The sequence below is a fragment of the Actinoplanes sp. NPDC049598 genome (assembly GCF_040675435.1).
Lineage (GTDB): Bacteria > Actinomycetota > Actinomycetes > Mycobacteriales > Micromonosporaceae > Actinoplanes.
Genome location: NZ_JBFAOX010000019.1, coordinates 22954 through 44039, shown reverse-complemented (window position 1 = coordinate 44039; position 21086 = coordinate 22954). Strand labels below are relative to the sequence as shown.

The following is a 21086-nucleotide window of genomic DNA, read 5'->3' as shown; positions in this document are numbered from 1 at the left end:
TACTACTGGCATGACGGCGACCGGACCCTCCCGCATCAGCCCCGCCGACGACCCCGTCGAGCCGGGTGCCGCGGCCGAGGTCGCGATCGTGGTCGACGGCGTTCCCCTGACGGGGGTGGCCGGGCAGACCATTGCCGGCGTGCTGATGGCCGCGGGCCGTTCGAGCTGGCGCACCACCGCCCGGCAGGGCCGCCCCCGGGGCGTCTTCTGCGGCATCGGCGTCTGCTTCGACTGCCTGGTCACGGTCAACGGCCTGCGGGACGTACGGGCGTGCCAGCGCCGCGCCGCCGACGGAGACGAGGTGACCACCCATGACTGAGGTCCTGATCATCGGGGCCGGGCCGGCCGGTCTGGCCGCCGCCGTGGCCGCCCGCCGCGCCGGCGCCCGGGTCGTCGTGCTCGACGCGGCCGAGCAGACCGGCGGGCAGTACTGGCGTCATCTCCCCGACCGGCAGCCGGCCGCCCGCGAGCAGGTGCTGCACCACGGCTGGGAGCGGTTCACCGCCCTGCGCCGGGAGCTGACCGGCGTCGAGATCGTGACCGGGGCCCAGGTCTGGCTGGCCGAGCGCCACGACGACCGGCCGCCCACCGTCCACGTTCTCATCGGCCCGGCCGACGGCGCCGGCCGCGTCCGCCGCACCTTCGATCCCGGCGCGCTGATCCTGGCCACCGGGGCGTACGAGCGGACCCTGCCCTTCCCCGGCTGGGACCTGCCCGGGGTCTTCACCGCGGGCGCCGCCCAGGCCCTGGCCAAGGCCGAGCGGGTGGCGGTCGGCCGGCGCGTGCTGGTGGCCGGCGCGGGGCCGTTCCTGCTGCCGGTCGCGTCCAGCCTGGTCCGCACGGGCGCCCGGGTGGCCGGGGTGCTGGAGGCCGGCGGCTGGGGCCGGCTCGGCCGCGCCTGGACGGCCCACCCTCTCCAGCTCCTCGGGGCCACGCACAAAGCCGGCGAGCTCGCCGGTTACGTCCGGGACCTCGCCCGGCACCGCATCCCGTACCGCGTGGCGACCGGCGTGATCGCCGCCCACGGCGACGACCGGGTCGATGCGGTGACCGTCGCCCGCCTCGATGCGCAGTGGGCCCCCGTCCCCGGAACCGAAGAAAAGGTCGCCGTGGACGCCGTCTGCGTCAGCCACGGCTTCGTTCCCCGCGCCGAGCTGGCCGTGGCCGCCGGCTGTCAGACCGGGCCGGACGGTGCCGTCGTCGTCGACAGCAACTGCCGCACGAGCATCCCCGGCGTCCTCGCGGCCGGCGAGATCACCGGCATCGGCGGCGCCGACCTCGCGCTGGCCGAGGGCGCGCTCGCGGGCACGGTGGCCGCCGGGGGCACCCCGACCGCCGCCCAGCGCCGTGAAGTCCTGACGTACCAGCGCTTCGCCGCCCGCCTGAGCGCCGGGCACGGCATCCGCCCGGGCTGGACGACCTGGCCGGCCGACGACACCCTGATCTGCCGCTGCGAAGAGGTGACCGCCGGCGAGCTGCGGGACGTCGCCACGGCCACCGGCTCGCGCGGGCTGCGCTCGCTGAAACTGAGCACCCGGGCCGGGCTCGGCATCTGCCAGGGCCGGGTCTGCGGGCGCAGCGTCGAAGACCTTCTCGACCGTACGACCGGCGGCCTGCTCGACCCGGGCCGCACCGCCACCCGCCCCCTCGCCGGGCTGGTTCGCCTCGGTGAACTGGCCCGCCCGGAAGGAGACACCCCATGACCGAGACCCTGCGCGGCGTCATCGTCGCCACCGCCCTCCCCTACCGCGAGGACCCCTCGGCCCCGGCCGGGCTCGCGGTCGACTACGACAAGTTCGCCGAGCACTGCGACTGGCTGATCAGCAACGGCTGCCACGGAGTCGGGCCCAACGGCTCGCTCGGCGAGTACTCGTCGCTGACCGACGCCGAGCGCCGCCAGGTGGTCCAGGTCGCGGTCGAGGCCGTCGGCGGGCGCGGCGTGGTCGTGGCCGGCGTGCACGGGCCGGGCTGGCACCAGGCCAAGCACTGGGCCGAGCTGGCGGCCGAGGACGGCGCCGACGGCGTGCTGGCGCTGCCCCCGACCATGTACCGCGCGAGCCAGACCCAGGTGGTCGAGCACTACACGCACATCGCCGAGGCCGGCCTGCCGATGATGATCTACAACAACCCGTACGACACCAAGGTCGACCTGGTCCCCTCGCTGGTCGCCGAGATCGCGCAGATCCCGCAGGTCAAGGCGGTCAAGGAGTTCAGCGGCGACGTGCGGCGGCTCTTCGAGATCCGCGAGAAGTGCGACATCGACGTGGTCGCCGGGGCCGACGACGTGCTCTTCGAGCTCATGGTCGACGGCGCGGTGGGCTGGTTCGCCGGCTTCCCCAACGTCTTCCCGGCCGAGTCGGTGCGCATCTACGACCTGATGCTCGACGGCCAGGTGGCCGAGGCCCGCGCGCTCTACGAGAAGCTCGTCGCGCTGTTCCGCTGGGACTCGCGCACCGAGTTCGTCCAGGCCATCAAGCTGAGCATGGACATCGTCGGCCGGTACGGCGGCCCGTGCCGCCCGCCGCGCGGCGCGCTCACCCCGGAGCACCGCGCCCAGATCGAGGCCGAGACCAAGCGGGCGGTCGAGGCCGTCGCGGGCCTGGCGGTCTGACATGCGGTCGTCCAGGCTGTTCACCGCGGTCGACTCGCACACCGAGGGCATGCCGACGCGGGTCGTCACCGGCGGCGTCGGCACCATCCCGGGCGCCACCATGAACGAGCGCCGGCTGCACTTCATCGAGCACATGGACGGCCTCCGGCAGCTGCTGATGAACGAGCCGCGCGGGCACGCGGCCATGAGCGGCGCGATCCTGCAGCCACCGACCCGGCCCGACGCCGACTTCGGCGTCGTCTACATCGAGGTGTCCGGCTGCCTGCCGATGTGCGGGCACGGCACCATCGGCGTGGCCACGGTGCTGGTCGAGACGGGCATGGTGCCGGTCACCGAGCCGGTCACCACGATCCGGCTCGACACCCCGGCCGGGCTGGTCGTGGCCAACGTCCAGGTGAGCGACGGGCACGCGGACGCGGTGACGCTGGAGAACGTGCCGGCCTACTGCGACCGGCTCGACGTGAGCATCGACGTGCCCGGGCTCGGCACCGTGCCGTACAGCCTGGCCTTCGGCGGCAACTTCTACGCGATGGTCGACCTGACGGCGGTCGGGCTGCCGTTCGACCGGGCCCGTCAGCGCGACATCCTCGACGCCGGGCTGGCCATCATGAGCGCCATCAACGAACAGGACCCGCCCCGGCACCCGTCGATCGCCGGGGTCGACCACTGCCACCACGTAGAGTTCATCGCGCCCGGTTCCACCGCCCAGCACTCCCGGCACGCCATGGCCATCTACCCCGGCTGGTTCGACCGCTCCCCCTGCGGCACGGGCACGTCGGCCCGGATGGCCGAGCTGTGGGCGCGCGGCGAGCTGGCGCTCGGGCAGGATTTCGTCAACGAGTCGTTCATCGGCAGCCGCTTCACCGGCCGCCTGATCGGCGAGACCACCGTCGACGGCCGCCCCGCGGTCATCCCGGCCATCACCGGGCGGGCCTGGGTCACCGGCATCGGCCAGTACATGCTCGACCCGTCCGACCCCTATCCCACCGGCTTCGCGTTCTGAGGTTCCCATGACTGACGCAATCGGCGCCGCCGCCTCGTCCGGCTTCGACGCCTTCTCCCCGCGCGACCGGGCCCGGGCCCTGGTCGCCGTCGCGGACGCGCTCGACGCCGCGGCCGACGAGCTCGTCCCCGTCGCGCAGGCCGAGACGGGCCTGGCCGAGGGCCGGCTGCGCGGCGAGCTCAAACGGACCACCGTGCAACTCCGGCTCTTCGCCTCGGTCGCGGCGGCGGGTGAGTTCCTGGATGTACGCATCGACGACGCCGACCCTGATTTCGTCCTGGGGCCGCGCCCGGACCTGCGCCGCTACCGGGTGCCGCTCGGTCCCGTGCTCAACTTCGCGGCCAGCAACTTCCCGTTCGCCTTCTCGGTGCTCGGCGGGGACACGGCATCGGCCCTGGCCGCGGGCTGCCCGGTCGTGGTCAAGGCGCACCCCGGTCACCCGAAGCTCTCCGACCGTACGGCCGAGATCGCCCGGGCCGCCCTCGCGTCGGCCGGGCTGCCGGCCGACGCCCTGACCGTGATCCACGGGCAGGAGGAGGGGGTGGCCGCGCTGCGCGACCCGCGCATCACCGCGGCGTCGTTCACCGGGTCGGTGGCCGGGGGCCGCGCGCTGGCCCGCATCGCGGCCGAGCGGGAGCATCCGATCCCGTTCTACGGCGAGCTGGGCAGCATCAACCCGGTCGTGGTGACCCCGGCCGCTCTCGCCGAGCGGGCCGGGCAGATCGCCGCCGGCTTCGCCACCAGCGTCACCGCCTCCGCCGGGCAGCTCTGCACCAAGCCCGGCCTGCTCTTCGTCCCGGCCCCCGTCCCGCCCCCCGCCTCACCCACCGCCTCGGCGCCCGCCTCACCCACCGCCTCGGATCCCACCTCCCCCTCGGCCTCGCTCTCCAGCGACTTCGCCGGTCTGGCGGCCGGGGCGTTCGAGGCTGCTGGGCCGCACCGGCTGCTGCACGCGGGAATCGCCGACGGCTACGGCCGGCGGCGGGACGAGGTGCTCGGGACGCCCGGTGTCACCGTCGTCGTGGCCGGTGACGTGGACGGGCTGGACGCCTCGCCGACGCTGGTCGAAACGGACCTGGAGACGCTGCTTGCGCATCGGGACACCTTGCTGGACGAGGCTTTCGGGCCGCTGTCGCTGGTCGTGCGCTACGACCCGGACAGCGCGCTCGCCGCCCGGCTGGCCGACCTGGTCGAGGGCTCCCTCGCGGCCGGTGTCCACATCGGCGCCGGTGAAGCGTCGCCCTGGCTGCGCGACCTGGTCGCCGTGCTGAGCGACCGGTCGGGCCGGCTGCTGTTCAACGGCTGGCCCACCGGTGTCGCGGTGACCCCCGCCCAGCAGCACGGCGGCCCCTGGCCGGCCACCACCAACCCCACCACCACCTCGGTCGGCACCGCGGCGATCGACCGCTTCCTGCGACCGGTCACCTACCAGGACTGCCCACCGGAGCTGCTTCCCGAGCCGCTGCGCGACGACAACCCGTGGAACGTCCCGCAGCACCGCTCCCCGGCCGGCGAGTCGGCCCGCTGGGGCGAGATCTGAGCGATTCCCGGCCCGATCGCCCGCCGCGATCGGGCCGGAAGGCTCCGGCTCAGCCGGTAGGCTCATTCACGGCCATGGATGGCGTGGAGGGGATCTCATGACGCAGGATGCTCAGCTCGATCTCGGCGACCCGGCGTTCCACGCCGATCCGCATCCGTTCTACGCGGCGCTGCGGCGGACCGATCCGGTGCACCTGGTGACGCTTCCGAACGGGAGCCGGGCCTGGCTGGTGACCCGCTACGAGGACGCCAAGCGGGCGCTCAGCGATCCCCGGCTCTCCAAGCAGTACCCGGTGGTCGGGCTGCCCGCGGTCAGCCGGCACATGCTGTCGGCCGATCCGCCCGACCACACGCGGCTGCGCCGGCTCGTGTCGGCCGCCTTCACCGCGCGGCGGGTGGAGGCGCTGCGGCCCCGGATCGAGGAGATCACCGCGGGGCTGCTGGACGACGTGGCCCGTTCCGGCCGGGACGAGATCGATCTGATCGACGCGTTCGCGTTCCCGCTGCCGATCCAGGTCATCTGCGAGCTGCTCGGCGTCCCCGGCGAGGACCGGGACGACTTCCGGACCTGGACCAACATCATCGTCGCCGGGCCCCAGCCGGGGGTCGACCATCGCGGTGCCGTGATGGCGCTGATCGCGTACATCCGGGAATTGCTCGTCAAGCGGCGCCGGCAGAGTGGCGACGATCTGCTGGCGGCGCTGCTCGAGGTCCGCGACGATCAGGACCGGCTCACCGAGGACGAGCTGACCTCCATGGTCTTCCTGCTCCTCATCGCCGGCCACGAGACGACGGTCAACCTGATCGGGAACGGGGCCTGGCTGCTGCTCAGCCGGCCGGAACGGTGGGAGCGGCTGGTCGCCGGCCCGTCGCTGCTGCCCGCGGCGATCGAGGAGATGCTCCGGTTCGAGGCGCCGGTGGAGACGGCCACCTTCCGGATCGCGGTCACCGACCTGACGATCGGCGGCCGGCCGGTGGCGGCCGGGGACCAGGTGGTGGTCGGGCTGCTGGCGGCCAACCGGGACGACCGCTTCGACGCCCCCGACGAGATGCGGCTCGACCGGGAGAACAACCCGCATCTCGCGTTCGGGCACGGCATCCACTACTGCCTCGGCGCGCCGCTGGCCCGGCTGGAGGGCATGGTCGCCTTCACCCGCTTGGCCGAACGCTTCCCCGGCCTGCGGCTGGCGCCGGACGTCCAGCCCGAGTGGCGACCGGGCCTCCTGCTCCGCGGCCTGCAGCGCCTGCCCGTCCGGCCCGCGGGGTGACTTGAGCGGCCGCCGCACAATCGGGGGATGCGGTGGTGGGGGCGGGTGGAGAGCCCGGTACGGGCGGTGGAGCGGGAGTGGATCGAGACGTCGCTCGACTGGATGGTGGGCGAGTTCGGGCGGGCCCGGCTGCTCGGGGCGGTGGTGCTGCCGACGGATGAGTTCTTCCCGGGGGTCTACCGAGGTAGCCGGGACGACATCCGCGCGGTGTTCCGGCGGTTGTGTGCGCACATGGGGGTGGATCCCGGACGGATCGACCTCGAGCATGATGCCGATGACGAGGACGACGGCCTGGCCGCGTACGTGCCGTTGAATCGGCAGTGGCAGGTGGCGGCGGGACACCACCGGATCCGCGGCGGGCGCTCGGTCATCGGGATCCGCGACGACAAGGCGGCCGAGCCGATGGCCCTGGTGGCCACGATCGCGCATGAGCTCGGTCATGCGATCCTGCTCAACGACGGGCTGCGGATCGATCCGGAGCGCGAGGACCACGAACCGCTGACCGACCTGCTGACCGTGTTCTACGGGCTCGGGATCTTCGCGGCCAACGCGGCGTTCGAGTTCAACCGGCACGAGACGGGCTACCGCACCTCCCGGCTGGGCTATCTGACCGAGCCGATGTTCGGGTACGCGCTGGCCCGCTACGCCTGGCTGCGGGGCGAACCGGCGCCGACGTGGGCGAGCTACCTGGACACCAACCCGCGGGCTTATCTCAAGCGCGGTCTTCGCTATCTGGCCCAGAACCCGGCTTGAGGTCGCCCCGGGCCAGCCGGGCCAGCGTGTCATGGTCGATGCGGTGGGTCAGGGCGTCGGCGTGCCGGTGCAGCAGAAGCCACCGATCGCCGGAGCGGCGGAAGACCAGCGTCACCCGCAGCGACCACTCCTGTCAGGGCAGCCCGCCGACGATGCCGTGCTGCCGCTCGACCACGACCAGCACAGCCAGGCCGTCCGACTGGTGGGCGGCCACGACCTCGGTCTCCACCTCGCCGCCGCGGAACCAGTCGGCGATGCTCGCCACCACCTCGTCGGTCAGGACGGAATCGTGGTCGACCTCCCCTCCGTACGGCGACATCAGGGTGTAATCCTCGGCGTGCGGAAGCAGATCCATGTAGCCGCGCGCGTCCCCGCGGATCAGGCAGCGGGCCGCCTCGGAGACGCGGTCGATGAGAGGGGCCAGGTCAGTCATCCGCCCATGGTGACGGCGCCGGCCGAGCGCCGCCGCCACCTGGCCGACAGAGTCAGCCTGGGAAGCGGTACTCGATCCGGTCACGGTCGCTGGAGAGCCGAGAAGCGGCGGCGAGAGGGCGCCCCCTCGCCGCCGCGGTGGCTCAGCGGGAAGCGTACGCCCGCATGATGGTTTGATCGATCGAGCTGCCACCGTCGCCGGTGGCCGTGACCCGCAGGGAGAGGAAGCCGCCGGCGGGCGGGGGCGGCAGGGTGGCCTGGAAGCCGCGGACCGGCACCGGCCGCCAGGTGACACCGTCGTCAACCGAGGTGCGAACGGTGAACGACGTGATGCGCTGCGGCTTCAGCGTGCGCGACTGTCGCACGGTGAAGGTCGCCGGCCGGCCCGTCGCGTGGTTGAAATGGTCGAGGGCCAGGTCGTAGTCGACAGCCAGCAACGGCAGCGCCACGGTGTTCAGGCCCGTCGGCCCGGTCGACCGGAAACCCCACGTCGTGCTGGTTTTCGTCGAGACGGACTGGATGCGGCTCATGTCCACATCGAACTTCAGCCGGTAGCCGGCCCGCTCCCGCGGCACGTCGAAGTCGGCGCGCGACTCGGCCGTCGTGCCGACCAGCTCGCCGTTGCGGTACAACGACATCGAGCGGGTGAACAGGATCGACCCGGCAGCCAGGCAGTCCGCGCGATCGTGCCGCTCGGTCTGGGTGGTCATGTCCAGGTGCAGGGTCCCGGAGGTACGCGCCGGCGCCGTCGCGCAGCCCCATTCGCCCACGGCCGGGTCGTCGAACCAGTCCGCGTGCACCGGCTGGCGGCCCCAGTGCTTCTCGGTTCGGCTTCCCGCGGCGTACGACACCAGCCTTTCCTGGCCGAGCTGGCTGAACCGTCCCTCGTCCTGCCACAGATAGCCCGGCGTGACGTAGTCGGTGCGCCCCTCCGGCCGCAGCTCGCCGAAGCTGTGCGACAGGTATTCGCCGTCCGGCGTGTAGCCGTAGCGGCGCATGGTCGGCACCACCTCGTACGGGAACGTCATCACGTCGGCCCGCTGGTCGATGCGGGCCAGGCCCGCCCGGGACACCCGCAGGCTCTCGCCGGCCGGCATGCCCTTCGGGTGCGCGCTGATCAGGTCGAAGTGCGACCTCCGGTCGGGATCAACCAGGCTGTACGAGGTGTAGAGGCGCTGGCTGCCCGTCGCGGGCCGGCCGATCGTGCCGATCGACAGGCGCACCGGGTCGGGGCCGTACACCGAGAGCTGGCTGCCCCAGGCGATGCCGTTGGCCGACGTCCGGAAGACCGAGACGGCGGCCTCGTCGGTCCGGGTCCGCACACCGTCCACTGCGGCGTCGGCGAGCTTGGCCGTGGCCGGGTCGACGGTCCGGCTGAGATCGCCGGTCACGCTGACTTCCTCCGAGAGGTACGCGACGCGCTGGTTGTCGTACGTGGCATCGTTGCTGAAGTACATCGTCTCCATCGCGTACCGCCCGGCCGGAACGTCACCGAACGTCACCGTGCCACCGGGCTCACCGGACGCGCCGACCGCCTTGACCGCCGGGTCGTCCTCGTTGACGAGGTTGACCACGACGACGGTGGTGCCGCCCGGGTAGGCGTCCGGCATCGGCCTGGTCCGCACGGTCAGCGTGTGACGCGGCGCCGGGATCTCGAAGGTCACGACCGTCCGGGCCGCCCCGCCGTTCACCGTGACGACCGCCGAGTAGAAGCCGGTCCTCTTGAGCGCCGCCCGGTCGAGCCGAAGTCTCGTTCCGGACAGGGTCACCGGACGACCGGCCACCGCCCGACCGGACCGGTCGTACGTGGTCACGTCCCACCGCTTCACCGGTCCGGACCACGAAAGCTTGGCCTCGATGCCGTCGGCGCCGAGCGCGATGACCGGCTGCTCGCTGACGACCGGTCCGAGCGCCCGCGCGGCGTTGACCCGCCCCGCGCCACCGGTGTAGGTGTCGACGCCCGGCAACGGGTCGGCCGAGCCGATGACGGCGGCCTTGAGCCGGTCGGCGGACCAGTCCGGATGGCGCTGCTTGACCAGAGCGACCTCACCCGCCACGTGCGGAGTGGCCATCGAAGTCCCCGACAGCGACACGTAGTCGGCGTCGATCGGCGCGCCCAGCGTCGTGCCCTCGGCCCGGCCGGCCACGATGTCCACGCCCGGCGCGGTCACCTCCGGCTTGGCCGTGTGCGCCTCGGCGAGCGGACCCCGGCTGGAGAAGCCGGCGATCCGGTCCCGGCTGTCGACCGCGCCCACGGTCAGCGCCGCCGCCGCGGTGCCCGGCGAGGCCACCGTGCCCGGACCCGGCCCGGCGTTGCCGGCCGCGACGACGAACAGCGCCCCGGTCGCCGCGGTGAGCTCGTCGACCGCCTGGGTCAGCGGGCCGTCCTCCCCCGCGCTGGAGTCACCGAGACTCATGCTGACCACGTCGGCCCGGGCCGCGGCCCACTCCATACCCGCGATGACCTGCGAGTCGGAGCCGTAGCCACCGTCGTCGAGCACCTTGCCGATCAGCAGCTGCGCGTCCGGGGCGACACCACGCCGGGCCCCGCCGGACGCTTTCCCGCTACCCGCCGCGGTGGTCGCCACATGCGTGCCATGACCGTTGCCGTCAACCGCGTCCCCGCCCTCGGTGACGAAGTCGGCCTTCTCGGCCACCCGCCCCACCAGATCGGGATGGGTGAAGTCAGCCCCGGTGTCGAGCACGGCCAGCTTCACCCCGCGCCCGGTGTAACCCGCCCGCCAGGCTTGGTCGGCCGCAATCTGGGTGAGGTTGGTGTCCAGCCGGCCCGATCCGGCAATCGGCGTGGCCCGCACCCGATGATCCAGCCAGATCTTCGCGGCCCCACCCACCGCCGCGAGGCCCGGCTGAGAGGCGTTGCCGTGCCCGACGACACCCGACGGGGAAGCGACACCTTGCTGAGATGCGCCCGGCTTCGACGCGGCGTCTTGCCCGGAAGCGCCCGGCTGCGGGGTGGCGGAGTCGGACGGGACCGCGGCCCCGCTTCGCCGGGAGGAAGGACCCGGGCCGGAGGCGTTGCTCGGCTGCGATGCGGAGCTTTGCCCGGCGAGGCTTTGCTTGGGGAGGCGGGTGGCGACCGCGCCGATGCTGGGCAGGGGCCGGCCGGTGAGTTTGGCGTTGCCCGCGGGCTTGATGATGACCGGGAGGTCGGGCGAGCGGGCGTCGTCGTAGCCGTTCGCGATCAGTGTGGTGACGTCGAACAGGTCCTCGTCGTAGAGCGTGCCGATCTGCCCGGCCACGCTCGACGGGACGATGTGGACGTGGCCGTCCGGGTCGCAGCGGCGCAGGATCGCGCCGTGCCGGCCGGCCGGCCGGACCCGGACGCCGCCGCAGCCCGGGATGGCCGGGTTCACGGTGACGACGTCCCCGGTGAGCAGGGTGACGGTGAGAGCGCCGGCGGCGGAGTCGGTGGTGGGAGCAGCCAGCCCCGGGGTGGCCGGGACAGCGCCCAGGCCGGCGGCGATCAGCGCGGCGGCCAGGGTGCGGCGGGTCCTTCTGAGCATGAGGCTCCTCGATGAAAGACGATCGATGTGGCGGTGATCGTGCACCCACCGATCTCGATCTTTTCCATCGACAGCCACCAAAGTGACGAAACTGTAATCCAGTTTAACAATCCCGCAATCTCGCCCCTGCCCGCAGCGTCGGCCAGCCAGCGGACCGCCGCGCACAAGGGAGCAGCCCACGATGGGCGACGCGCGCAACGGGACCGACCTGGCAAGCGAGGCGGACTCAATGAGCGACGCCCGCAATGACCAGATCCGGGGGTAAGCGACGCGCGCAATGGAGCGGGCGCGGGTAAGCGGGCACGCGCAATGGAGCGGGCGCGGGTGAGCGGGCGCGCGCAACGGAGTGGGCCCGGGTGAGCGGGGCTAGCCCAAGCCGTGTTCCAGCAGGGTGAAGGCCTGCTCGGCGCGGGCGGCCAGGTCGTCCGGGATCTCGCCGGCCAGGATGGCGGTGCGGACGTGCTGGACCAGGGAGCGTTGCACGCCCACCAGCGAGTAGGCGACGACGTGGGCGGTCACCGGGTCGCCCGGGAGACTCGCGGCCAGGGTCTCGGCGATTCGGGCGAAGGAGAGCTGCTCCCGGGCGCGCAGGGACGGGCTGCCGGCGATGACGCGGTTGATCGTGCGCAGCCGGTCCAGGGCGCGTGGGTCCTCGTCGAGGCGGGCGAGCAGGCCGCCGGAGGTCAGCAGCAGGCGGCGGAAGGCGGCCAGGGGGCTCTCGGCGGCCGGCCGGGAGGCCACGCCGTCGACCAGCGAGAGGCCGTAGCGATCGAGGCGCTCGAAGAACAAGTCCTCCTTGGACGCGAAGTAGTTGAACACCGTCGCCTCGGAAACGCCGGCCTCGGCCGCGACCTCGGCCACCGTCACCTGCTCGAAGCCGCGGTCGGCGAAGAGCACCCACGCCGTGTCGGCGATCTGGCGCCGGGTGCGCTCCTTCTTCTCCTCGCGCAGACCCATCCGGCCCCTTTTCTTCAAGTCGCTCTAAGTTTAGAGTCACTCTAACAAACGGGGAGGGCGACATGGACGTCAGCGTCAGCATCACGAACTATCCGGTCGACCTGAAGGGGCTCGGCCACGCCGCCGACGACTGCGGCCTGCACACGCTCTGGGTCGCCGACCACCTCATCCAGGCCGACCCGGCCGCGAAGCCCACCGATCCGATGCTCGAGGCCTATTCGGTGCTCAACCATCTGGCCGCGGTGACCAGCCGGATCCGGCTCGGGGCCATGGTCAGCCCGGTCACCTTCCGCGCCCCGTCCGTGCTGATCAAGACCGTGACCACGCTCGACGTCCTCTCCGGGGGCCGGGCGTGGCTGGGCCTGGGCGCCGGTTACGAAGCCGGCGAGGCCGAGGCGGCCGGGCTGCCGCTGCCGCCGATGGGCGAGCGCTTCGACCTGCTCGAGCAGACGCTGCGCGAGGCGATCAGCACGTGGGCCGGCGACGGCCCGCTGTCCCACCCGGCACCGATCAAGCGGCCGCCCATCCTGATCGGCGGCGCCGGGGAGAAGCGGACGCTGCGGCTGGTGGCCGAGTACGCCGACGCCTGCAACGTCTTCGACATCCCGGACGGCGGGGTCACGATCCGGCGCAAGCTCGACGTGCTGCGCGGCCACTGCGAGGCGGCCGGCCGCGACTTCGCCGGCATCACCAAGACCGTGGCGACCGCGCTGCGGGACGGCGAGCCGGCGGAAGCCTTCGCCGCCCGCTGCGCCGACTTACGGTCGTACGGCCTGGAGCATGTCGTTGTCATCACCCGCGGCCGCCCGCTGACGCCCCGTGATGTCGAGCTCGTGGGTCAGGCGCCGGGCCTGATCTCGTAGACGGTGGCCGACCCGTCGCGGTAACGGACGTCGGCCGCCTGGGCCAGCGCCGGCGCGACCGGGGCGGCCCGGGTGTCGGCGAACAGCCACTTCACCCCGTACGTGTCCCGCAGCTTTTGCACGTCAGCCGCGGCGCCCTGGGCGAACACGCGCTCGTTGAGGTCGAAGGCCGCGAGGTCCGGCGCGGGCTGGAAGGAGTACGGCAGGCCGTTCACGCCGTGCGCGGCCACCGCGCTGTCCGAGTATCCCCAGCTCTCGATGAGCGTACGGCGGCCGCCGAGGCCGGCGATCCAGAACGCGCGGGAGTTGCACGCGTTCTTCGACTTGATCGGGAAGCAGTGCACGTTGGTGGCGACCAGGTCGTCCTGGCCGGCGTTGTCGTTGAGCCACAGCGCGGCGCGCATCTCGGCGTCGGTGATGGCGTTGGCTTCCTTCACCGGCGGGATCGGGTTGTCCAGGGCGGTGACCAGGTTGTCGCCGCCGGTGGCGAGGCTGGCTCCGAGGACCGCGGCGATCAGCGCGGCCGGCAGGGCCAGCAGCGCGCGTTTGCGCCACACGGCCAGCGCGATCGCGCTCAGCAGCACGACGGCGCCGGCGGCGATCAGGAACGGCGCGCCCAGCGCCTGACCCCAGTCGACGAACGTGTTCTTGGCCGGCCAGGGCGTCTTGGGCAGAAGCAGCACCCCGACCGCGGCGGCCGCGGCGGCGCCGGCCGCGGCGAGCCGGAAACGCTCGGCGTGGTCGGCCAGCGCGCAGACGGTGAGCACCGCGGCGAACGGCAGGATGCCGTTGAAGAAGTAGCCCTGGCTGGCCGACGGGTGCCAGAACAGCCACAACGCGGCCGTGCCGGCCACCACGACGCCGCCGATCATCCAGTACGCGACGTCCTGCCCGCGCTCGCCCTCGGCGCGGTTGCGCAGCGGCACGAACAGGCCGAGCAGCCGGGGCAGTTGCGCCAGCACCCACCACACGAGCAGGAAGACGATGAACAGCACACCCTTGCCGTCGGCGTTGGCCACGCCCGGCGGCAGGAACCCGCCGAGCAGGATGCCGTCGTGGGTGCCGAGCGTGCGCTCGTACGGGTCCATGAAGCGCAGTGTCGCCAGCGGCTGCAGGGCCAGCGTGCCGGCGCCGCCACCGGCGAACAGCTTGAGACCGACGACCACGCCGAACAGGATCGAGCCGAGCAGGCCGGCCGCGATCCACGGCATCGCCCGCCGCCGCACGAGCAGGACCAGCGCGGCCAGGCCGACACCGGCGAACAGCGGCGGCAGGGCGCTGGACTTGGAGCCGGCCACGGCCACGGCGAGCACCGGGAGCGCGGCCCACATCCAGCGCAGCTGCTTGCCCCGCAACGCCTCGACGCAGATCAGACCGAAAAGGCCGAAGAGCGGGATGACGTACGTCTGTGAGGGGCTCAGGATGGAGAACGGGTTGCCGCCGCCGAACGGGGCGATCGGGCCGTTCAGCGTCAGGGCCCGCCCGCCGAAACCTACCGCGGCCGCCACCGGGCCGGTCCACCACTTGCCACTGACCGAGCGGGCCATCACGGCGAAGACCATGGCCCCGACGGCGATGATCGGGATGATCCAGAGCCGCAGGTAAACCATGACCGGGTCGATGCCGGTGAGCATGCTGGCCGACGCGATGTCGGAGTCGGACAGGTAGTGGTAGCGCAGGATCTCGCCGTCCACCTGGGGCACGTGGAACGGCATCGTCCGCATCATCTCGTGGACCAGGGCGAGATGGTAGTAGATGTCCTGATAGATCTGGAACGTCGCGGGCGGCAGGGGCGTACCGCGGAGGTTGCTCGCCCCGTAGAGAACGACGATCAGCAGCACCGCCGCCATGCCCCACGACCAGGCCAGCGGCAGCGGGTCGGGATTGCTGACGCGCCAGTGCCGCCACAACTTGGGCACGGCCAGGAAGGCGAGCACGACCAGGCCGATCCAGATCGGCAGCAGCAGCTCGACCCCGGTCGCGGCGGCCAGCGCCCACCCGATCAACTGCACGACCAGGCCCGCCGCGGCGCCCACACCGAGGTCCTCGGGCCAGTTGCCCCGGCTGCCGTACAGCGCCCGCATCACCAGGGTGCCCGGCAGCACGACGGCCAGGGCGAAGTACAGCCCGTAGATCGCGATCTGGCCGGCCGGGGTGTCGTACTTGAGCAGCACGATCACCGCCGCGACGAACGGGACGGCCCAGGGCACCACCCGCCACAGCACGTTGCCGTGCGGCTTGCCCGCCGTCTGCGGAGTCGCGACCGGCGGCTCCTGGAGCAACGCCGTCATACCGCTGCTCCGGGAACGAAGCGGGCAAATTGCGAGGGGTTCACGGTTACACCTGGGGGGTCTCGTACTGTGCGCCGACGGCGAATCCTAACCGCAGAGCACCACACCCTGTGAAGGGCCTAGTTGTCGGTTATGGACAGGCTTCGGGTCAGAGGGCGGGGATCTTCGGGTCGAGCAGCGGCACCAGGGTCCGGGCGTAATAGGTGGAAATGTGGCTGAAGTCCTTGTAGACCAGCACATTGCCCACCACGACCGGGCAGAAGCCCTTCACGCAGAACCAGGGCGCCGGGTCGACCACGGTGGCGCCGGCCTTCTTGGCCGCGGCCGCCACCGCCGCCCGGCGGGCCGGCTCGTAGAACGCCTTGTTCGACGGACGGCCGCACTTGACCAGGTCACGTGGGTTCTCGGCGGCGCAGTCGGGCGCGCTGCGCCACGGCCACGGGGTGTCCAGGAAGACGACCAGCTTGCGGCCGGGCGCCGCCAGCTGCTTCCACGTGGACTGCCAGCCGGCCACCCACAGCGCGTCGTCGGCAGGCCCGGCGGCGGGCACCTTCTTGCCGGCCGCGTCGACCAAACCACCCTCGTCGCTGCCGTTGGAGGCCATGATCACCATGTCCGGCTTGTCCCGCTGGATCTTGGCGATGACCCAGGAACGCCACGTCGAGCACTCGGTGTACGTGCGCTTGAGGACCTTGTTGGCGATGGTCACCGACGGGGCCAGGCAGCCGCTCTTGGTGAGCGAGACGAACCGCACGCCCCGCTTCTTGGCAATGGCGTCGACGGCCGGGAACCACTGCGCGCCGTGGGAGTCGCCGATCAGGTAGATCGATTTGGCGCCGTTCGGATCGCCGTAGACGCAGGCGCTCTTCTGCTCGACCTCGAAGTAGCCGACGCTGCAGCCGTCCGGGTAGACCCGCGGCACGTCCGGCAGGGCCTTCTCCACGGTCGGCGTCATGTTCGACGGGACGCGCTTCTCGGCCACGCCCTTGGTGATCAGGTCGGTCAGGGTCTTCTGCGGGTCGGCCGACGAGGCCACCACGCCGATCGTGTCGACCGCGGCCGGGCCGGTCGGCAGCGGCGGCGTCAGGTTCGAGGCGATCAGGGCCAGCGCGGCCGCCGAACCGGAAAGGACCAGCCCCAGACCCACACCGCGCCACGCCTTGAGCTTGATCCAGGCGCGGTTGCGCACGGGGTTCTCGACCAGGATGAACGAGAGGTACGCGAGCACGAGCGACCCGGCCGCGAGGGCCAGCTTGACCTTCGTCGAGGCGTTCAGGCCGAGCGCCGACGGGCCGATCATCAGAACCGGCCAGTGCCACAGGTACCACGCGTACGACAGCTTGCCGACCTGCTGGAACGGCCAGCTGCGCAGGACCGGGATCGACGCCGTGGTGCCACCGGCGATCACCGCGGCGGTGCCCAGGACCGGCAGCAGGGCGGCGTAGCCGGGGAAGGTCGTGTCGTCGTTGTACAGCAGCGCGGCGGCCACGATGGCGGCCAGACCCAGCCCGGCCAGCACTCCCCCGGCCACCTTCGGCAGCCGGGCCGAGTACCGGGCGGCCAGCGCGATCAGGGCGCCGATGCCAAGCTCGTACGCCCGGGTGTGGGCCCCGAAGTAGGCCCAAGGGGCCGCACTGGAGCTCTGGTAGACGCTGACCGCCAGCGAGACCACGATGACCAGGCCGAGCGCGATGGCGATGGGCCGGCGGCGCTTGCGCCAGGCCCAGACCCCGCCCAGCAGCAGCGGCCAGACCAGGTAGAACTGCTCCTCCACGGCGAGCGACCAGAGGTGCTGCAGCGGCGAGGGCGGCGCCGAGGCGTTCAGATAGTCGGTGCCGATCGCGGCCAGCCGGTAGTTGATGCCGTAGAACGTGCTGAACAACGCGTCCAGCGTGATGCCCTTGAACCGGTTCGGGGGCAGCCACAGCCAGCTGGCCACCAGCGTGGCCACCACCACGAGGGTGGAGGCGGGCAGCAGCCGGGCCGCGCGCCGGGCGTAGAAGCGGGCGAGCGAGATCCGCCCGCTGCGGGTCAGTTCCTTGAGCAGCAGGGTCGTGATCAGGAAGCCCGAGATGACGAAGAACACGTCGACGCCGACATAGCCACCGGCCAGGAACGGCAACCCGGCGTGGCCCAGCACGACGAGGGTGACCGCGATGGCCCGCAGCCCCTCGATGTCCGGCCGGAACCCGGGGTGCGCGGACGGCTTACCGGCGCTCGGGCCCGCGACGTCCCCGTCGAGGGGCTCGCGCTGACCGGGGATCGACTGCCGGGTCCGGGTGTCGGACGTCGTCATGTGGTGCCCTTACCGCTCTCCTGTAAAAGATCTGGCGAGGCACCATACATAGCGGACGCACAGTTTCGTCGCCCCGGGCCGGGAGATCACCACCACACCAGGGCTCCAAACGGTCCAATTCGGACCTATCTCCGATCGGCCGAACGTTCAGATGATCGCGCCGAACGGGTGATCCCGAAACCGGCCAGGCTCACCATCACCAGCGCCACGATCGGCCCCGGCCCCAGCCGCTGACCCAGGATGAGCAGCCCGGCGACCGCCGCCCCGGCCGGCTGCAGGCTCATCAGCACCCCGAAGACCCGGGTCGGCAGCGACCGCAGGGCCATCAGTTCCAGGCCGTACGGAACGACGCCGGCCAGCACCGCAACGGTGATCCCGCCGGCCAGCAACCCCGGTTCGCCGAATGCGTGCACGGCCCCGCGCGCGCCAAAGGGCAGCACGAGCAGCGCGGCCACCGCGAACGACACCGCCAGCCCGTCCAGCCCCGGCAGCGCGTCGCCGAGCCGGGCGCTGAAGACGATGTACCCCGCGCCGCAGACTCCGGCCGCGAGCGCGAGCAGAAGCCCGGCGAGCGGCACGTCAGTCCCCGTACGCAACCCCAGCAGCACCACCCCGCCGCCGGCCAGCCCCGCCCACAGCAGATCAACCGCCCGCCGCGTCTGAGCCACGACGAGCACGAGCGGCCCGGCGAACGACGCCGTCACCACCACACCCTGCGGGGCAACCTCAAGGGCGAGGTACGACAAGGTCGTCAACCCGGCCGCGAAGACCCCCAACAGCACCGCCGCCCGCCAGGCCGCCCCGGCCCAGCGCCGAACGCCGGGCCGGACGAGAACCGCGAGAATCAGCGCGGCGAGACCCATGCGCCACACCAGCACCCCGGCCGGCCCGAGCTCCCCGAAGAGCCCGCGCGCAACCGCGGACCCCGACTGCGCCGACGCCACCGACATCACCACCAGCATCGGCGCCGACTTCATGGCGCGACGCTAAGCCCGCCCAGCTCCGAGGTGGCACAGACCCGCACCACCCCGGTTCCCGGAGATCAGGCGACGACGGCGAACCCGGTCCAGGAGACCTTCTCGGTGGCGGCCAGGCCGATCTGCAGGAAGCCGAGCGACTCGAGCTCGCGGGCCCGCTTGAGGGCCCCGGCGTCGACGGCGCGCAGACCGGCGGCGGTCACGATGCCGGCCAGCCGCTGTTCGGCGTCGGCGTCGTCCCCGGCGATCAGGACCGTCGTGGGCTCGCCGCCGTTTGATTGGTTGTTGCTACAACTGTCGCAGAAGGCCAAAGTTGTAGCAACAACCAATTTGGTGCGAGGATGTGGGCATGGACACGCGATGGCTGAGCTCGGACGAGCTGACCGCCTGGGTGCGCCTGGCCGCCGTGCTGGAGCTGCTGCCCGGGGTGCTGGAGAGTCAGCTGCGCCGCGACGCCGACCTCGGCCACTTCGAGTACTACGTGCTCGCGATGCTCTCCGAGGCCGACAAGAAGACGCTGCGGATGACGGCGCTGGCCCAGATGACCAACGCCACCCTCCCCCGCCTCTCACACGTCGTGCAGCGCCTCGAGGGGCGCGGCTTCGTCGAGCGTTTCCCCTGCCCCGAGGACCGGCGGGCCACCAACGCCCGGCTCACCGACGCCGGCTCGGCCAAGGTCCTGGACAGCGCCCCGGGCCATGTCGCCACGGCCCGGGAGTACGTGATCGACGCCCTCACCCCCGAGCAGATCACCCAGCTCAGCGAGATCGCCGGCGCCATCCTGACCCGCCTCGACCCGGACGGGAAGTTCGCCGCCCGGCGCGCCTAGGTCAGGGCGTCGTACTCGTCGTCGGTGAGCTCGATCGCGGCCGCCGCCATGTTCTCCTCGAGGTGGGCGACCGAGGAGGTGCCGGGGATCGGGACCATGACCGGGGAGCGGCGCAGCAGCCAGGCCAGGGCCAGCTGGCCGGTGGTCGTGCCGGGGTGGGCGGCCGCGACCTTGTCCAGCGGGCCGCCGGGGCGGGCCAGGGCGCCGGCGTCGACCGGGGCCCACGGGATGAAGGCGATGCCCTGGCCGGCGCAGTAGTCGAGCAGCTCCTCGGCCCGGCGGTCGCCCAGGTTGTAGCGGTTCTGCACCGAGGCGACCGGCACACCGGACGCCTGCGCCTCTTTGACGTCCTCGACGCTCACCTCGGAGAGGCCGACCTGCTTGGCCAGGCCCTCGTCGAGGAACCAGCGCAGCACGCCGAACTGCTCCTCGCGCGGGGTGCGCGGGTCGATGCGGTGCAGCTGCCACAGGTCGATCTGTTCGACGCCGAGGCGGCGCAGCGACAGCTGCATGCACTGCCGCAGGTACTCGGCCCGGCCCAGGGCGACCCACGCGTCGGGCCCGGTGCGGGTGAAGCCACCCTTGGTCGCGATGACCACGTCGCCGTAGCCCGTCCCGTCGTGCAGGGCCTCCCGGATCAGGTTCTCCGAGACCTCGGGCCCGTACGAGTCGGCGGTGTCGATGAACGTCACGCCGAGTTCGACCGAGCGGCGCAGCACCCGGATCGCCTCGTCGTGGTCGGCCGGTGGTCCCCAGATGCCGGGGCCGGTGATCCGCATCGCCCCGTAGCCGAGCCGGTTCACGGTCTTGCCGCCCAGCTCGATGGTGCCGCTCATTCGCGCTCCTCAACGTCAGTCGACGGCCCCCACCCTATGCCGGTGGGGACGGCAAAATGACCGCCGACTTCCCGCGTGGTGGCGGTCGAAACACTTTGCCCGGTTTTGGGGACATGAGCCGGATTCCCGTCCTACGGTGAGCCCGCGTTCATCGCTCATCTGGAGGACCGAACAATGTCCCAGTCTGTCTATCGCAAGCGGGTGATGGGCGGTCTGCTGGCTGCCGCCGCGTCCCTCGCCACCGCGGTCACCGCCGCCTCGCCCGCCCAGGCCGCGGCCGGCGGGTTCCCGTTCAGCGACTTCAGCCTCAACGGCTCGGCGAGCTTCGTGTCCGCCGCCGACTCGCCCAGCTCCGTCCTGCGCCTGACCGGTGGCGGCTACCGGCAGGCCGGCTCGGCCTGGGGCGGCGAGCAGATCGACCTGACCCGCTCCTTCGAGACCTCGTTCCGCGTCCACCTGCGCGGCAACTCCCCCGGCGCCGACGGCGTGGCCTTCCTGGTCCAGGGTGTGGGCCCGCGCGCGCTGGGCGGCTGGGGCGGCGGCCTCGGCTACCGCGGCATCCGGCAGAGCGTCGCCGTCGAGCTGGACGACTTCCGCAACGCCGGCGACGCCGACGCCAACCACGCCGCCGTGGTGCTGCGCGGCAACCCGGACTACCACCTGGCCGCGGCCCCGCTGAGCACCCGGCTGTTCGGCTCGCCGGTCGAGGTCCGGGTGGCCTACGACGCCGGCGCCCACCGCCTGACCGTCGACGTCGACAGTGAGCAGGTCGTCGACACGACCGTCGACCTGGCCGCCGAGGTCGGCGCCGACCGGGCCTGGGCCGGTTTCACCGGCTCGACCGGCAGCACGTCCTCGACCCAGGAGATCCTCGACTGGAGTCTGTCAGTCGCGTGACTCATGCCGG

The 21086-nt window shown here is 72.4% G+C and carries 18 protein-coding genes; 10 read left to right on the top strand and 8 right to left on the bottom strand.

What is annotated here, in order from left to right:
* The first annotated feature begins 10 nt into the window (after positions 1-10).
* From AB0J66_RS34495 to AB0J66_RS34465, 7 genes are all read left to right on the top strand, one after another.
* On the top strand, positions 11-319 hold the full coding sequence (locus tag AB0J66_RS34495) for a (2Fe-2S)-binding protein (RefSeq protein WP_364669840.1): 309 nt from the start codon (positions 11-13) through the stop codon (positions 317-319).
* Positions 312-1703: an NAD(P)/FAD-dependent oxidoreductase gene (locus tag AB0J66_RS34490; protein ID WP_364669837.1), complete on the top strand. Its 1392-nt coding sequence runs from the start codon at positions 312-314 to the stop codon at positions 1701-1703. Before AB0J66_RS34495 ends, AB0J66_RS34490 begins: the two co-directional genes overlap by 8 nt.
* Positions 1700-2611 carry a dihydrodipicolinate synthase family protein gene (locus tag AB0J66_RS34485; protein WP_364669834.1) on the top strand — a complete coding sequence of 304 codons (912 nt, stop codon included), beginning with the start codon at positions 1700-1702 and terminating at the stop codon, positions 2609-2611. The genes AB0J66_RS34490 and AB0J66_RS34485 overlap by 4 nt, the downstream gene beginning before the upstream one ends.
* Position 2612: 1 nt before the next feature.
* The gene (locus AB0J66_RS34480; protein ID WP_364669832.1) at positions 2613-3614 is read left to right on the top strand and encodes a proline racemase family protein; all 1002 of its coding nucleotides are present in this window, start codon (positions 2613-2615) and stop codon (positions 3612-3614) included.
* A gap of 7 nt (positions 3615-3621) precedes the next feature.
* Positions 3622-5154, top strand: coding sequence for an aldehyde dehydrogenase (NADP(+)) (locus AB0J66_RS34475; protein ID WP_364669830.1), 1533 nt, complete (start codon positions 3622-3624; stop codon positions 5152-5154).
* Between the two features lie 97 nt (positions 5155-5251).
* Entirely contained in the window at positions 5252-6421 is a 1170-nt protein-coding gene (locus tag AB0J66_RS34470) for a cytochrome P450 (RefSeq protein ID WP_364669828.1), read from the top strand.
* A gap of 27 nt (positions 6422-6448) precedes the next feature.
* Positions 6449-7174 (top strand): hypothetical protein, encoded by a 726-nt coding sequence (locus AB0J66_RS34465; protein WP_364669825.1) that lies wholly within the window; start codon positions 6449-6451, stop codon positions 7172-7174.
* A gap of 133 nt (positions 7175-7307) precedes the next feature.
* Here AB0J66_RS34465 and AB0J66_RS34460 read toward each other — a convergent pair whose 3' ends face one another.
* From AB0J66_RS34460 to AB0J66_RS34450, 3 genes are all read right to left on the bottom strand, one after another.
* A complete protein-coding gene (locus tag AB0J66_RS34460; RefSeq protein WP_364669822.1) occupies positions 7308-7607 on the bottom strand; it encodes a hypothetical protein in 300 nt (99 codons plus the stop codon).
* Positions 7608-7749: 142 nt separating this feature from the next.
* Positions 7750-11130: a S8 family peptidase gene (locus AB0J66_RS34455; protein WP_364669819.1), complete on the bottom strand. Its 3381-nt coding sequence runs from the start codon at positions 11128-11130 to the stop codon at positions 7750-7752.
* A 366-nt stretch (positions 11131-11496) separates the two neighbouring features.
* Positions 11497-12087 (bottom strand): TetR/AcrR family transcriptional regulator, encoded by a 591-nt coding sequence (locus tag AB0J66_RS34450; protein WP_364669816.1) that lies wholly within the window; start codon positions 12085-12087, stop codon positions 11497-11499.
* 62 nt (positions 12088-12149) lie between these two features.
* Here AB0J66_RS34450 and AB0J66_RS34445 point away from each other — a divergent pair, with 62 nt between their 5' ends.
* The gene (locus AB0J66_RS34445; protein ID WP_364669813.1) at positions 12150-12950 is read left to right on the top strand and encodes an LLM class flavin-dependent oxidoreductase; all 801 of its coding nucleotides are present in this window, start codon (positions 12150-12152) and stop codon (positions 12948-12950) included.
* Here the strand turns inward: AB0J66_RS34445 and AB0J66_RS34440 are convergent.
* From AB0J66_RS34440 to AB0J66_RS34425, 4 genes are all read right to left on the bottom strand, one after another.
* Positions 12926-15241 (bottom strand): hypothetical protein, encoded by a 2316-nt coding sequence (locus AB0J66_RS34440; RefSeq protein WP_364669810.1) that lies wholly within the window; start codon positions 15239-15241, stop codon positions 12926-12928. The two genes, AB0J66_RS34445 and AB0J66_RS34440, sit on opposite strands and share 25 nt — an antisense overlap.
* 148 nt (positions 15242-15389) lie before the next feature.
* Positions 15390-17537: an acyltransferase family protein gene (locus tag AB0J66_RS34435; protein ID WP_364669807.1), complete on the bottom strand. Its 2148-nt coding sequence runs from the start codon at positions 17535-17537 to the stop codon at positions 15390-15392.
* 125 nt (positions 17538-17662) lie between these two features.
* On the bottom strand, positions 17663-18514 hold the full coding sequence (locus tag AB0J66_RS34430) for an EamA family transporter (RefSeq protein WP_364669804.1): 852 nt from the start codon (positions 18512-18514) through the stop codon (positions 17663-17665).
* Positions 18515-18579: 65 nt separating this feature from the next.
* Positions 18580-18843 (bottom strand): hypothetical protein, encoded by a 264-nt coding sequence (locus tag AB0J66_RS34425; RefSeq protein ID WP_364669801.1) that lies wholly within the window; start codon positions 18841-18843, stop codon positions 18580-18582.
* Positions 18844-18863: 20 nt separating this feature from the next.
* Here AB0J66_RS34425 and AB0J66_RS34420 point away from each other — a divergent pair, with 20 nt between their 5' ends.
* Positions 18864-19343 (top strand): MarR family transcriptional regulator, encoded by a 480-nt coding sequence (locus AB0J66_RS34420; RefSeq protein ID WP_364669798.1) that lies wholly within the window; start codon positions 18864-18866, stop codon positions 19341-19343.
* Here AB0J66_RS34420 and AB0J66_RS34415 read toward each other — a convergent pair.
* Complete coding sequence (locus tag AB0J66_RS34415) at positions 19340-20179, bottom strand: aldo/keto reductase (protein ID WP_364669796.1); 840 nt, start codon at positions 20177-20179, stop codon at positions 19340-19342. The two genes, AB0J66_RS34420 and AB0J66_RS34415, sit on opposite strands and share 4 nt — an antisense overlap.
* A 174-nt stretch (positions 20180-20353) precedes the next feature.
* On the opposite strand from AB0J66_RS34415, the gene AB0J66_RS34410 reads away from it, so the two are divergent.
* The gene (locus tag AB0J66_RS34410; protein WP_364669794.1) at positions 20354-21076 is read left to right on the top strand and encodes an L-type lectin-domain containing protein; all 723 of its coding nucleotides are present in this window, start codon (positions 20354-20356) and stop codon (positions 21074-21076) included.
* Positions 21077-21086: the final 10 nt, after the last annotated feature.

Coding starts and splice junctions, on each gene's coding strand:
- AB0J66_RS34495 (WP_364669840.1), top strand. CDS start 11: ATGACGGCGACCGGACCCTCCCGCATCAGCCCCGCCGACGACCCCGTC.
- AB0J66_RS34470 (WP_364669828.1), top strand. CDS start 5,252: ATGACGCAGGATGCTCAGCTCGATCTCGGCGACCCGGCGTTCCACGCC.
- AB0J66_RS34485 (WP_364669834.1), top strand. CDS start 1,700: ATGACCGAGACCCTGCGCGGCGTCATCGTCGCCACCGCCCTCCCCTAC.
- AB0J66_RS34460 (WP_364669822.1), bottom strand. CDS start 7,607: ATGACTGACCTGGCCCCTCTCATCGACCGCGTCTCCGAGGCGGCCCGC.
- AB0J66_RS34490 (WP_364669837.1), top strand. CDS start 312: ATGACTGAGGTCCTGATCATCGGGGCCGGGCCGGCCGGTCTGGCCGCC.
- AB0J66_RS34465 (WP_364669825.1), top strand. CDS start 6,449: ATGCGGTGGTGGGGGCGGGTGGAGAGCCCGGTACGGGCGGTGGAGCGG.
- AB0J66_RS34435 (WP_364669807.1), bottom strand. CDS start 17,537: ATGACGACGTCCGACACCCGGACCCGGCAGTCGATCCCCGGTCAGCGC.
- AB0J66_RS34450 (WP_364669816.1), bottom strand. CDS start 12,087: ATGGGTCTGCGCGAGGAGAAGAAGGAGCGCACCCGGCGCCAGATCGCC.
- AB0J66_RS34445 (WP_364669813.1), top strand. CDS start 12,150: ATGGACGTCAGCGTCAGCATCACGAACTATCCGGTCGACCTGAAGGGG.
- AB0J66_RS34430 (WP_364669804.1), bottom strand. CDS start 18,514: ATGAAGTCGGCGCCGATGCTGGTGGTGATGTCGGTGGCGTCGGCGCAG.
- AB0J66_RS34440 (WP_364669810.1), bottom strand. CDS start 15,241: ATGACGGCGTTGCTCCAGGAGCCGCCGGTCGCGACTCCGCAGACGGCG.
- AB0J66_RS34475 (WP_364669830.1), top strand. CDS start 3,622: ATGACTGACGCAATCGGCGCCGCCGCCTCGTCCGGCTTCGACGCCTTC.
- AB0J66_RS34480 (WP_364669832.1), top strand. CDS start 2,613: ATGCGGTCGTCCAGGCTGTTCACCGCGGTCGACTCGCACACCGAGGGC.
- AB0J66_RS34410 (WP_364669794.1), top strand. CDS start 20,354: ATGTCCCAGTCTGTCTATCGCAAGCGGGTGATGGGCGGTCTGCTGGCT.
- AB0J66_RS34415 (WP_364669796.1), bottom strand. CDS start 20,179: ATGAGCGGCACCATCGAGCTGGGCGGCAAGACCGTGAACCGGCTCGGC.
- AB0J66_RS34420 (WP_364669798.1), top strand. CDS start 18,864: ATGGACACGCGATGGCTGAGCTCGGACGAGCTGACCGCCTGGGTGCGC.
- AB0J66_RS34455 (WP_364669819.1), bottom strand. CDS start 11,130: ATGCTCAGAAGGACCCGCCGCACCCTGGCCGCCGCGCTGATCGCCGCC.